Source organism: Azospirillum sp. B506, assembly GCF_000333595.1.
GTDB lineage: Bacteria > Pseudomonadota > Alphaproteobacteria > Azospirillales > Azospirillaceae > Azospirillum.
In genome coordinates, this window is sequence record NZ_BADK01000312.1 from 1 (window position 1) to 12,823 (window position 12,823).

General features: G+C 69.0%; 11 protein-coding genes. 4 read left to right on the forward strand and 7 right to left on the reverse strand.

Going from position 1 to position 12,823, the window contains the following annotated elements; genetic code table 11:
* Positions 1-78: 78 nt before the first annotated feature.
* From I71_RS09540 to I71_RS09550, 3 genes are all read left to right on the forward strand, one after another.
* Positions 79-1,011 (forward strand): dihydrodipicolinate synthase family protein, encoded by a 933-nt coding sequence (locus I71_RS09540; protein WP_042694270.1) that lies wholly within the window; start codon positions 79-81, stop codon positions 1,009-1,011.
* A gap of 152 nt (positions 1,012-1,163) precedes the next feature.
* Positions 1,164-2,024: an IclR family transcriptional regulator gene (locus tag I71_RS09545; RefSeq protein ID WP_042694271.1), complete on the forward strand. Its 861-nt coding sequence runs from the start codon at positions 1,164-1,166 to the stop codon at positions 2,022-2,024.
* A 30-nt stretch (positions 2,025-2,054) separates the two neighbouring features.
* Positions 2,055-3,263, forward strand: coding sequence for an alpha-hydroxy acid oxidase (locus I71_RS09550; protein WP_042694272.1), 1,209 nt, complete (start codon positions 2,055-2,057; stop codon positions 3,261-3,263).
* 20 nt (positions 3,264-3,283) lie between these two features.
* Here the strand turns inward: I71_RS09550 and I71_RS09555 are convergent, their stop codons facing one another.
* The 7 genes from I71_RS09555 to I71_RS09585 all read right to left on the reverse strand — a co-directional run bounded on the left by I71_RS09555 (position 3,284) and on the right by I71_RS09585 (position 11,677).
* Complete coding sequence (locus I71_RS09555; RefSeq protein WP_042694273.1) at positions 3,284-3,469, reverse strand: hypothetical protein; 186 nt, start codon at positions 3,467-3,469, stop codon at positions 3,284-3,286.
* Positions 3,466-4,614, reverse strand: a complete 1,149-nt coding sequence (locus I71_RS09560; protein ID WP_042694274.1) for a PepSY domain-containing protein — start codon at positions 4,612-4,614, stop codon at positions 3,466-3,468. The genes I71_RS09555 and I71_RS09560 overlap by 4 nt, the downstream gene beginning before the upstream one ends.
* 35 nt (positions 4,615-4,649) lie before the next feature.
* Entirely contained in the window at positions 4,650-7,109 is a 2,460-nt protein-coding gene (locus tag I71_RS09565) for a TonB-dependent receptor (protein ID WP_244433733.1), read from the reverse strand.
* Between the two features lie 167 nt (positions 7,110-7,276).
* The gene (locus tag I71_RS09570; protein ID WP_042694276.1) at positions 7,277-8,287 is read right to left on the reverse strand and encodes a FecR family protein; all 1,011 of its coding nucleotides are present in this window, start codon (positions 8,285-8,287) and stop codon (positions 7,277-7,279) included.
* 101 nt (positions 8,288-8,388) lie between these two features.
* Entirely contained in the window at positions 8,389-8,913 is a 525-nt protein-coding gene (locus I71_RS09575) for an RNA polymerase sigma factor (RefSeq protein WP_042694278.1), read from the reverse strand.
* Positions 8,914-9,116: 203 nt separating this feature from the next.
* Positions 9,117-10,496, reverse strand: coding sequence for a C4-dicarboxylate transporter DctA (dctA, locus tag I71_RS09580; protein ID WP_042694280.1), 1,380 nt, complete (start codon positions 10,494-10,496; stop codon positions 9,117-9,119).
* Between the two features lie 29 nt (positions 10,497-10,525).
* A complete protein-coding gene (locus tag I71_RS09585) occupies positions 10,526-11,677 on the reverse strand; it encodes a 4-oxalomesaconate tautomerase (RefSeq protein ID WP_085940705.1) in 1,152 nt (383 codons plus the stop codon).
* 140 nt (positions 11,678-11,817) lie between these two features.
* On the opposite strand from I71_RS09585, the gene I71_RS09590 reads away from it, so the two are divergent.
* Positions 11,818-12,708, forward strand: coding sequence for a LysR family transcriptional regulator (locus I71_RS09590; RefSeq protein WP_042694282.1), 891 nt, complete (start codon positions 11,818-11,820; stop codon positions 12,706-12,708).
* Positions 12,709-12,823 lie beyond the last annotated feature (115 nt).

A 12,823-nucleotide genomic window follows, 5' to 3' on the forward strand; every position in this document is an offset into this window, starting at 1 on the left:
GGCTGCGCCGGCGCAGCCTCGCCGGCTGATCCCGACACTCCAACCGCTTTCACCCTCCGTTTCTTCCAAGGACCAGACATGCTGAACGCCTCGAAGCTTCGCGGCATCCTGCCCGCCACCCCGACGCCGGTCACCGCTGACGGCACCGTCGACGTGGCGGCCTCCAAGGCGCTGTTCTCCTGGCTGTTCCGCCAGGGCATCGACGGGCTGGTCCCGCTCGGCGGCACCGGCGAGTATGGCGCGCTGGCGAAGGACCAGCGCATCCGCTTCGCCGAGCTGTCGGTCGAGGCGATGGCAGAGGCGGGCGAGAAGCGCGGGCCGGTGATCGCCGGCGTGCTCGACACCGGCTATTACGACGCGCTGGCCGCCGGCCGTGATTTCGCGGCGGCCGGGGTGGACGGGCTGCTGGTGCTGACCCCCTACTACACCAACCCGACGCAGGCCGGCATCCGCGACTATTTCCTGCGCTATGCCGACGAATCGCCGGTGCCGATCCTGATCTACGAGATCCCCTACCGCACCCGCATCGCCGTCGATCCGGAGATCCTGCACGAGCTGTCGCGGCACGAGCGGATCGTCGGCATGAAGGCCTGCAACACCGACATGTACCATTTCCTGCGCACGGTGGCGGGGGTGGACCTGTCCTTCGCGGTGCTGAGCGGCGAGGACACGCTGTTCCCGCTGCATGTGGCGGCGGGCGCCCGGGGCGGCATCGTGGTGACGGCCAACCTGCTGCCGCGGGCATGGCGGCTGATCCACGACCTCGCCTCCACCGGCAAGCTGGACAAGGCGCTGGAGAACCACCGCACGCTGATCCCGATGATGAACCTCGCCTTCGCCGAGACCAACCCCGGCCCGATGAAGGCGGTGATGGACCTGGTCGGCGTCAAGGCCCCGGCGATGCTGGCGCCGCTGCGCGAGCCGGCCGAGCCGCTGAAACAGTCGCTGCGGCGCGAGCTGTCGCGCCTGCTCGTCACCTATGAGGGAATGCCGGCTGCCCAGCCGGTATGATGGATCGCAACCGCGCGGCGCGTGGCATTCGGTTCGCCGGATGCTATGCGTTAGCGCGGATGTGCCGGACCCTGAGCCGGCCGCATGGAGACTGTCTTGAGGGATTGCCGATGACGCGGACAGCAGGACGGACGCCAAAGGCGCAGGCGTCCGTGACGCAAACAGAGCAGGCGCTCCCGACGCACGCAGAGGCGTCGGCGACGGTTGCGGAGCCGGACGGCAGGAAGGCCGATCCGCGCGAGTCCTCGCTGTTCGTCGGATCGACTGAAAAGACCTTCCAGATCCTGCATGCCTTCGACGGGCCGCATCGCCAGATGCCGCTGTCGGAGATCGCCAGGGCGGCGAAGCTGGACCGCAGCGCCGCGCAGCGGCTGGTCTATACGCTGGAGGTCCTGGGCTATCTGCGCCGCGTCCACGGCACGCGCAACTATGCGCTGACGCCCAGGATGCTGCAGTTCTCCTACAACTACCTGCGCGCCAACGAGCTGATCGAGAAGGCCTTCCCCTACCTTCTGGACATCAGCCGCAGCGTCGGCGAGACCACCAACCTGCAGGAGCTGGACGGCGCCGAGATCGTCTTCGTCGCCCGCTTCCCCGGCAAGCATCTGGTCAATATCGAATTCATGGTCGGCAGCCGCCTGCCCGCCTATTACACGGCGTCCGGCACCGCCATCCTGTCGCGCCTGTCGGAAGAGGAGCGGGAGGAGATCCTGGCCCGCACCGACCTGCGCCCGCTGACCCCCTTCACCGTCTGCGATCCCGACCGGCTGCGCGCCCGCGTGCGCGAGGCGGGGGAGAAGGGCTATGCCCTGCTGATCAATGAGACGGTGATGGGCGACATCTCCGTCGGCGCCGCCATCACCGACGAGCATGGCCGCGCCGTGGCCGGCCTCAGCATCTCGGTCCCGGCCACGCGCTGGACGCCCGAGCAGGTCGAACGGGAGCTCGCCCGCCATGTCCAGGTGGCCGCGGCCTCCATCTCCGTCCACAAGTTCGGCAGCTATTCGCGATAGCCGCCCCATCCCGCGGAAGGCGGCGATCCCATGGCGACCTCCCAGGAATGCCTGAACATCGACGAGCTGCGGCTGCGCGCCCGCCGTTTCCTGCCGCGTGGCCTGTTCGAGTACATCGACCGCGGCGCCGAGGATGAAACGGCCCTGCGCCGGCTGCGCGACAGCTTCGCCCAGGCCGAACTGACGCCGCGGGTGCTGGTCGATTGCAGCGGACGCCACACCGGCGTGCCGCTGTTCGGCCGCGACCGCCCAATGCCGTTCGTCATCGCCCCCACCGCCGCCGCCGGTCTGGTCCGCTATGACGGGGAGGTGCTGCTGGCGCAGGCCGCCCGCGCCGCCGGCATTCCCTTCTGCGTCTCGACCGAGTCGATCACCAGCATCGAGGCCATCGCCGCGGCCGGGGCCGAGCTGTGGTTCCAGCTCTATGTCTGGCGCGACCGCAGCCTGACCCATGCCCTGCTCGACCGGGTTGCCGCCTGCGGCGTCGACACGCTGATCCTGACGGTGGACACCGCCGTCTCGCCGAAACGCGAGTACAACCGGCACAACGGATTCAGCGTGCCGGTCAAGCCGTCCCTGCGCGGCGCACTGGACGTGGCGCGGCATCCGGCCTGGCTGGGCGGCGTGCTGCTGCGTCTGCTGGCCGATGGCGGCTGGCCGGGCTACGCCCATTACCCGCCGCAGTTCCGCACCCGCATCACCGAGGCCAGATCCCACGACCCGATCCGGCTGTGCGATCGGGTGAGCTGGGGCGACGTGGCCGAGCTGCGCCGCCGCTGGCCGGGGCGGTTGATCCTGAAGGGCGTGCTGGCGACAGAGGATGCGTTGCTGGCGGCCGAAGCCGGGGTGGAGGCCATCGTCGTGTCCAGCCATGGCGGGCGCAACCTGGACAGCGCGCCCGCGCCGCTTGCGGTGCTGCCGCGGATCGTGGACGCGGTCGGCGGCCGGATGACGGTGCTGGCCGATAGCGGCGTGCGGCGCGGCAGCGACGCCGCCAAGCTGCTGGCCGCCGGGGCGTCGGCGGTCCTGCTCGGCCGGGCGCCGCTGTTCGGGCTTGCCGCCGGCGGACAGGCCGGGGCGGAGCACGCGCTGGCGATCCTGCGGGACGAACTCGACCGCACGCTGGCCCTGCTCGGCTGCCGGACGGTCGCCGATCTGCGGTCGATTGCCTGTCCCGGCGCCGCTGCGCAAGACGGCGGGAATGGGACGCACAGCCGGTCCGGCATGACGGTCGGGTGAGCGTCCGGAATGCCGGCGGGTCAACGCTCGCGTTTTCGCCAGGACCAGACGGCGGCCAGCACGGGGACCGACAGGGCTGCCCAGGACAGGGCGTCCTCCAGGCCGTCGTCCAGCAAGGCGGTGACCAGCCCGGCGGCGGTGACGAGCGCGATGGCGGCGGGAATGCCGAAGATCGCCGGCAAGGGGAGGGGGGCGCGCGGTTTCATTCCGCAGCCTCGCCGACGGCGGGGCGCAGGCCGGGACCGGCGGCGGTCCGGTCCTGCGCGGTGCGGCGGCGGGCGATCCACAGATACAGGCCGCTGCCGAGGATGACGATGGTCAGCCCATCCAGCACAGCCCACAGGATCTTCATCGGCAACCCGCCATAGTCGCCGAAATGCAGCGGCTGCGACAGCCGCAGCGCCAGCATGTACCAGGGCATGGAGCGCATGTCGGTGAAGGCGCCGGTCTCGGCGTCGATCAGGGCGGGGGTCAGGATCCGGTTGGTGGCCGGCGTGGCTCCCTTCAGCCAGACCGCGTAATGGTGGTTGCTGGAGAAGCGCACGCCGGGGAAGGCGACGAATTGCGGGTGCATGCCGGGGGCCGCCGCCATCGCGGTGCGGACGGCGGCGTCGACGGACGCGAAGCGCTCCGGGATCGGCTTGCCCTGGTAGGGGGCGATCATCGCCGCCAGCTCGTTGGCACGCCAATAGGCGACCAGCGGCACCGACAGGGTGTTGATGACGCCGGTCAACCCGACCACCGCCACCCACATCAGCGTGACGATGCCCAGCATGTTGTGCAGGTCGAGCCATTTCAGCCGCCTGCTGCGTCCGGCCCGCACCGTGCCGAAGGAGAGCTTGCGCATGAAGGGGGCGTAGAGCACCACCCCCGACAGGGTGGCCAGGACCAGCAGGAAGCCCATGAAGCCGAGGAAAAGCTCGCCGGGGAGACCGGCGAACATGTCCACATGCAGGCGCAGCATCACATGCATGAAGCCCTTGTCGTCGTTGAGATCGGCCAGGATCCGCGTGGTGCGGAGGTCGATGGCGGAGATGTGCATCTGCGCCACCGGCGGGCGGGCACCCGGACCGGTCGTGACATTCACCACCGGACGGTCTTCATCGAAGCTGAGGAACAGCGGCCGCTCGCCGGGATAGGTTGCCAGTGCCGAGGCCACCGCGTCGTCCAGCGACTTCAGAGGCGTTTCGGCCGGCATTGGCGGCAGGCTGTTCTCCGCCGTCAGCGCCTCGATCTCGTCGTGGAAGATCAGCGGCAGGCCGGTCAGGCACAGCAGCAGCATGAAGAGCGTGCAGATCAGGCTGGTCCATTTGTGGATCAGCGTCCAGATCCGGATGGTTCGGTTGGTCATCGGGCACCCCTCATGCCGCCGTCATGGCTCCGCCTTCAGAAATCGACCGACACCGACAGCTTGGCCGTCAGCGGGGCGCCCTGGCTCAGGTAGCCGCCATAGGCCGACGCCCAATAGGCCTTGTCGGCCACGTTCTCCACCGCCGCCCGGATGGTGACCGGACGGTTCCGGACGTCGGCGATCATCCGCGCGCCAACGTCGAAGCGGGTCCAGCTCGGGATCTTCAGGGTGTTGGCGGTGTTGAGGTATTGCGATCCCGTGTGGATCACCCGCCCCGTCAGCGTCACGGCGGGGAAGGAGGCGGGAAGGAAAGGCAGATCCCACTCGACGTTGGCGTTGAACTGGTGGCGCGGCACGCCGACGGCGTCCTTGCCCTCGGTCGCGGCGCTGCCGGTATTGGTCAGCTCCGGGTCGATGACGGTGGCGCCGCCGAGCAGCCGGACGCCCTGCACCGGCTCGCCATACAGCATCAGTTCGATGCCGCGGTTGCGCTGCTCGCCGGACACGCTGTAGAGGCGGGTGAAGGCGTCGGTGACGCCGCTGGGCTGGGTGGTCTGGAACAGCGACAGCGAGCCGCCGAAGCTGCCGAAATCCAGCTTGCCGCCGACCTCGTACTGGACGGAGCGGTAGGGTTCGAATATCTCTCCGGCATTGGCCGCGGTGGACGGGGCGGTCGGTCCCTGGGCCAGCCCCTCGATCCGGTTGGCGAAGAGCGACAGCTCCTTGATCGGCTTGACCACCAGCCCGACCACCGGGGTCAGCGCCGACTGGTCGTAGTCGGAGGTGCGGGCGCCGTTGGCCCGGTTGAAGGCGCGGACCTGGATGTTCTGCTGGCGCAGGCCGGCGGTGACCATGATCCGGTCGTCCAGGATCGACAGCGTGTCGGAGGCGTAGACGCTGCGCAGCACCGACTCGCTGACCTTCGGCAGGTCGCCGACCATGCCGCTGGCCGAGGTCGTCGCCGAGCGCGGCAGTCCGACCATATGATAAAGGTTGATGGCGGTGGTCGTGCCGAATTCGAAGCCGTTGTTGTTGGTCGTCCGCAGCGCGGAGGCACCGGCATTCAGCTGGTGCCGGACCGGGCCGGTGTGCAGGTCGGCCCGGATGCCGGCCTGGCCGGTGCTGGTGAAATCCTCGCGCGGAACGGTCAGGCGCCTGACCGTGCCGGTGCCGTCGGGGCGGGTGACGGTGGGAGAGCCATAGTCGCCGTCCTCGCGCATGCTGCGCATGCCGAAGGCGCCATAGGCGGTCAGGTTGGGCAGGATGTCGTATTCGGCGCGGATCTGGCCGAAACTGTCGCGCATCTGCGAATAGGTCCAGGGCTGCGCATAATTCTGCGAGGCCGACGGCACCGCCGGGACGAAGCTGCCGAAATAGACCACCGGGCGGCCCTGCTCGACCCGCTGGGTCTGGGTGCCGACATCGAGCGTCACGCGGGCGCGGTCGCCGCGATAGTCCAGCGCCAGCGAGCCGAGCTTCAGCGTCCGCTTCTCGTCGTCGATGGCGGTGTCGCCGCCGCGGACCGCGGCGTTGACGCGCACGCCGAACTGCTTGGCGTCGCCGAACCGGCGGCCGACATCGGCGGACAGGCCGAGCCGGCTGTCCATCGCATAGCTGGCGGTCAACCGGGTCAGCGGTTCGTCCTCCGCCCGCTTGGGCACGAGGTTCACGCCGCCGCCGATGCCGGACCCGCTGGGGGCGGCACCGTTCAGGAAGGCGTTGGCGCCCTTCAGCACCTCCACCCGCTCGAACATGTCGGTGGCGACGATCTGGCGCGGAGCGGTGCCGTAGAGGCCGTCGACCGACAGATCCTCGCCGGCCAGCTGGAAGCCGCGGATGACGAAGCTTTCGGCGAAATTGCCGTAGCCGAGCGTGCTGCGCACCGCCGGGTCGTTGGCCAGCACGTCGGCGACCGTCTCCGCCTGCTGGTTGCGGATGGTCTCGGCGGTGTAGCCGGTGACGGTGAAGGGCACGTCCATGGCATCCTGGTTGCCCAGCGCGCCGATGCGCCCGCCGCGCGCCACCTGACCGCCGGCATAGGCCGGGGGTAGGGCGCCGGGGCCGGCGGTGCCCCGGTTGCCTTCGATCAGCACGGGGTCGAGCTGTACGGCGCCGCCGGCGGCCACGCGCTCCACCGTCACGGTGTCGGTGTTGAGGAAGCGGGCGGCGAGACCGGTGCCGGACAGCAGGCGGTTCAGCCCCTCATGCGCGCTCATCGAACCGCTGACTCCGGGGGAGTTGACGCCCTGCGTCGCGGCGCCGGGGGTCAGCACCTGGATGCGCGTGGCGGCGGAAAAGGCGGCGAGCGCCCCGTCCACCGACTGCGGCGCGATGGCGAAGGTCACCGCGCCGGCCGGGCTGGTTTGCGCCATTGCCGCAGGGACGCCGGACAACAGAAACCCCGGCGCGATCAACACCGTCGTCGCCAGCAGCCGCCCGAGGAACACGCGGCCGAACGGTCCGCCCCGGACGTTGCTGCGACATCCGCCCTTCATGCCAAACTTCGCCACTGCCATCGCTCGCCTCTGATATCCGGTGAGAGACCGTGCCGCCTTTTGCGACTGCGTCTCATTCTCTTCTTTCCCGGACATGACGACGGGCGGATGGAGATCCCTGGGAAGTTTTTTCAGGTCGCCTGCATTTTTTGATCTGGGGACTTTTTTCAGCGGAGCAGGGTCAGGTAGGGGGTGATGCGGGTGGCGTGGATGCCGAGGCCGCGCTCCAGCGCATCGAAGACGGCATCCGGCCGGTCGAGCGCAAAAACGCCGGAGACGACCCGCCCGGCCGCGTCGTCGTTCAGCAGGACCACGCGGCCCGGCCATTGCCGGTTCAGCGCCGCGATGACAGAGGCGAGCGACTGCTGGCGGAAGACGATCTGGCCCTGGCGCCACGCGAAGGCGACGGCGGGATCCGCAGCGCGCGGACCGCTCAGCCCAAGCGGCCCGGCCTCCACGCTTTCACCCGGATGCAGATGGACGCTGTCGGACCAGGGGGCGTGGTTGTCGGCGTTCCGAAGGGCGGCAACCTCCACCAGCCCTTCGCCGACGGTGACGGTCGTGCGGTCATCCTCGCGCCGGACGCTGAACTGGGTTCCCAGGACGCGGGCGGCACCCGCCCCGCCATCGACGACGAAGGGATGGTCGGGATCGCGGGTGACGCGGAACCATGCCTCCCCACGAAGAATGCGGACGCGCCGCTCGCCATCCCTGAAATCGAGAGCAAGCGCGGTGTCGCCATTCATGTCGGCGGTGGAGCCGTCCGGCAGGGTCAGGCTCCGCCGCTGTCCGGCCGAGGTCACCTGATCCGCCACGGCATTCTGGTACAGCGCCGGCCCGCGCCAGACGCCCAGGCCGCCGACCGCCAGCAGGACCGCCATCGCCGCGGCAAGCCGCCGGACACCGGCCGCCGCGGACCGGCGGGAGGGGGCAGTCCGGGATTCGGCGTAGGCGGCGCGGGCAGGCTCCTTCAGATCTTCAAGGAGGGTCTGCACGTCGGTCCAGGCTCGGAAATGCGCCGGGCTGCGCGCCAGCCACTCCGCGAAGACGGCGCGCTCGGCCGGGCCGAGGTCGTCGGACTGCAGGCGGAAGAACCAGGCGTTGGCCTCCGAGAACAGCCGGTCCTCATCCGTTCCGCCATCCGCCGGCGCGTTGCCCTGTCCATCCCGATGATCCATCGCGTCTCGCTGAACGCTCCTGTTGTCCTGTGTTTTGAAAGACGGTTTAGGGACACGGATCCCTCAAAGAAAATGACGGGCCGGCAAGGGGTCTTCGCGGGTCATCGCAAGGGGCGCCGCTTCATATGGGCGCGGCACTGTTCCAACGCGGTGCGCAGATGATACTCCACCGTGCGCGGCGAGATGCCGAGCCGGTCGCCGATGGCGCGGTAGGGCAGCCCCTCGACATGGTAGAGCAGGAAGACTTCGCGGGTCTTGGGCGGCAAGGCATCGATGGCGCCGCGCAGCCGGGCCATGGTCTGGGTCCGCTCCACCACCGCGTCGGCGCCGGGGCCGGCGGCGGGCAGTTCCTCGTCGGGCGGGCCGGCCTCGCGCAGGCGCTGGCGCCTGGCGGCGCGGCAATGGTCCAGCGCGATGCGGTCGGCCACCACATAGAGCAGACCGGCTGGATTCTGCACCGCCTCGCCATCGGGCAGGCGGGCCAGCCGCAGGAAGGCATCCTGGGCCAGATCGCCCGCCGTCTGCGGATCGCCGGTCCGCCGGGCGATGGCGCGCTCCACCCGCAGCCGATGCGCGTCGAACAGCTCCGCGATCCGGCGCGCCCAGGTGCCGACCGGGCCTGTCATCGGGCGCGCCAGGACTGGATGTCGTCGGGAAGGGGAGGGTGGCGGGGGAAGGTCACGGATGCGCGGGCTGCCGGATGCAAGGAAACCGGCACCCGGGGAGCCGTCGCCCCGGATGCCGGTTACACCGGTATAACTGCACCGGCCTCAATATGCGAACCATTCTTATTCCCAAGGGGTGCCTTGTCAGGCACCCCCGGACGGGATCAGGGCGACGGATGGGCCGGCGCCCGGGCGTTCATCTGCATGACCGGGATCTCGCCGGTCCCCGCCAGCGACCGTTCGACGGCGGCGTCGCCCTGGTTCAGCTCCCGCTGCAGAACCTCGCGGTCGCAGGCATTCTCCCAGATCGAGACGACGATGCTGGCGACGCAGTTGCTGATGATGCTGGTCAGGGCGCGGGCTTCGGACATGAAGCGGTCGATGCCGACGAGCAGGGCGACTCCCGCAACCGGAAGATCCGGCATCACCGTCAGGGTGGCGACCAGGGCGACGAAGCCGCTGCCGGTGACGCCGGCCGCACCCTTGGACGTCAGCAGCATGACGCCGAGCATGGCGAAGATCTGGCCGGCCGACAGATGGATGTCGCAGGCCTGGGCGATGAACAGCGAGGCCAGGGTCAGGTAGATCGCCGTGCCGTCCAGGTTGAACGAGTAGCCCATCGGCAGCACCAGGCCGGAGACGCCCTTCTTGCAGCCCAGCGCTTCCAGCTTCTGCAGGACGCGCGGCAGGACCGGTTCGGAGGACGAGGTGCCGAGCACGATCAGCAGTTCCTCGCGGAAATAGCGCAGGACCTTCCACAGGCTGAAGCCGTGCAGCCGGGCCAGCGTGCCGATGATCGCCACCAGGAAGACGCCGCAGGCGACGTAGAAGGTGAGGATCAGCAGGCCGAGCGAGCCGATGCTGTCGATGCCGTATTTGCCGACGGTGAAGGCCATCGCGCCGAAGGCGCCGATCGGGGCCAGCTTCATGATGAAGCCGAAGGCGGCGAACAGGACGTGGGAGAAGGACTCGATGCCTTTGACCACCGGCTCGCCGGCCTCGCCGACCCGTGTCAGCCCGAAGCCGACCAGGACGGAGATCAGCAGCACCGGCAGAACCTCGCCGTCGGCGAAGGCGCCGAAGAAGGAATGAGGGATGATGTGCAGCAGGAAGTCGGTGAAGCCGACCGGCGCCGCCTGCTTGGCGAAGCGCGCCGCCACCGAGGGATCGAGCGACGACGGCGACACATGCATGCCGACGCCCGGTTCGATGATCAGCACCGCGGCCAGCCCGATCAGGAGTGCGGCCACCGTCAGCGCGTAGAACAGCGCCATCGACTTGACCAGCGTCTTGCCGATCTCGCGGGTGTCGTTGAGGCTGGTGATGCCGCTGACGATGGTGCAGAAGACCACCGGCGCGATCATCATCTTGACCAGCTTGACGAACCCGTCGCCGAGCGGCTTCAGGGAAGCCCCGATGTCCGGCCAGAAATGGCCGGCCAGAATGCCCAGGGTCAGGCCGACGACGACCTGGAAATAGAGGGCCTTGTAGATCGCCTTGGACTTGGCCGGCGCCGGGGTATGGTTTCCCGTTTGCAGACGCATGGCGTTTCCTCCTGTTTTGTGCTGTGTGATCAGGCCGCCATGGCGGCCCGCGTCGGGGTCGAGGGCCGTGCGAACACGGTTCCCTCGAACAGCCGCCGCGCGGTGCGCAGGATGCCGGCGACGGGGGCTCCCTGGTTGGCGCCCGCCTCAAGGCGGACGGTCAGGCGTCCGGCCGGATGTTCGAAGGTGACGTCGCCGGGCAGGTCGAGCCGTCCGGCCAGTGCGGCGGCCACGGTGCCGGGGATCGTGCAGGCGGTCGCGGTGGCGACGGCACCGGTGATCGCCATCGCCCGGTGGCACTCGTGCGGCATGAAATAGCGCACCGACAGCGTCCCGCCGCGCGTGGGCGGAGCCAGCAGGACCGGCTTGGGGATCACCATGCCGGCGGCGTTGCGGAAGCCCATCCGGCGGCCGGCCTCGACGCGCAGCGCTTCCAGCCGGGTCATGAAATCCCGGTCGGCGCGGTAGCTGTCGACGGGCTCGTAGCCGGTCTTGCCGAGGTCGGCGGCACGGACCAGCATCACCGGAATGGCGGCGTCGATGCAGGAGACCTCGATCCCCCCATGGATCCCCCCATGGATCCCCCCATGGATTCCATCGATCCCGTGGATCAGGTCGACCGGCGATCCGGTGGGCAGCAGCCGCCCGGTGTTGGCGCCGGCGGCGTCGAGAAAGGCCAGATGGATGGGGGCGGCGGTGCCGGGCACGCCGTCGATGGCGGCGTCGCCCTCATAGACCACCTGGGCACCGGGGGTCTGGATGCGCGCCTCGATCAGCTTGCCGGTGTTGACATTGTGGATGCGCACCACCGTGACGCCGTCCGTGGCCGGGACGAGCCCGGATTCGATGGCGAAGGGGCCGACGGCGGCCAGCATGTTGCCGCAGTTGGGCGAGGTGTCGACCACCCCTTCCTGCACCCGCACCTGGGCGAACAGATAATCCACGTCCGCACCGGCCTTGCTGGCCGGGCCGACGATGGCGACCTTGCTGGTCAACGGGTTGCCGCCGCCGATGCCGTCGATGCCCAGATCGTTGCCTGCCCCCATGACGGAGAGAAGAAGGGCGTCGCGCTCCGCCGGAGCGGCGGGAAGATCGGACGCCAGGAAGAACGGCCCGCGGGAGGTGCCGCCGCGCATCATCACGCAGGGAATGCCGATCTGGCGGTTCATCAGATGGGTCATGGCGCTTGGTTTCTCTTGATTTCGCCGAGGCGAAGAAAGCCGATGCCCCGATATTCCGTCTGCGAACCGTATTTGTGAAATGCAATGATTCTCGGTATTATTCCGTTTCACGCATTAATTTGGGGCGCGCGGAACCGGACATGAATTTTGAACTGGTCGATCTGAAAGCCTTCATCGCGGTGGCCGAACTGGGCAGCTTCAATCGCGCCGCCGAGTTGCTGAACCTGTCGCAACCGGCCCTCAGCCGCCGCATCCAGAAGCTGGAGGACACATTGGGTGTGGCGCTGTTCGAGCGTTCGACCCGCCATGTCGCCCTGACCATGGTGGGGCGCGACTTCATGCCGAAGGTCCGGCGCTTTCTCGACGAGTTCGAGACGTCTCTGCTGGGGATCAGCGATCTGGGCGCCAGGAGCGGCGGCCAGATCACCATCGCCTCGGTTCCGACGGCGGTGTTCTACTTCCTGCCCAATGCGATCAGCCGCTTCAGCACCGCGTTCCCGCGCATCCGCATCCGCATCCTGGATCTCGGCGCCAACGAGGGTCTGGAGGCGGTGGCGCGCGGAGAAGCCGACTTCGGCATCAACTTCATCGGCACCTCGCACCCGGACATCGAATTCACGCCGCTGGCCGAGGATCCCTTCGTCGTCGCCTGCCGGCACGATCATCCGCTGGCCTCGCACACTGTGGTGAACTGGGAGGAGCTGACGGCACACCGGGTCATCACCGTCGGCCGGACCAGCGGCAACCGGGCGCTGATCGACAATGCCCTGGCGCAGCACGGTCTGAAACTCGACTGGTCCTACGAGATCACGCATCTCGCCAGTTCGCTTGGACTGGTGGAGGCCGGGCTGGGCATCGCGGTGCTTCCCCAGCTCGCCACCCCGTCCTCGGGCCATCCGATCATCACGACCCTGCCGCTGGGCCACCCGAGGATTTCCCGGACCATCGGTGTCGTTCGCCGTCACGGCGCGATCCTTTCTCCGATGGCGGCGCGCTTCCTCGACGTGCTGCTCGGCTCCTGGCGGGGGTGACGGCGGTCCATCCGCTGCCCCCTTCGCTTGCCGGGCGTTCCTCCTTTTCCCACCCCCCGCAAATCTGCTATGGCCGAGGGAGCGGGCGGGTCTGGGCCATGCCCGCGAAAGGAGT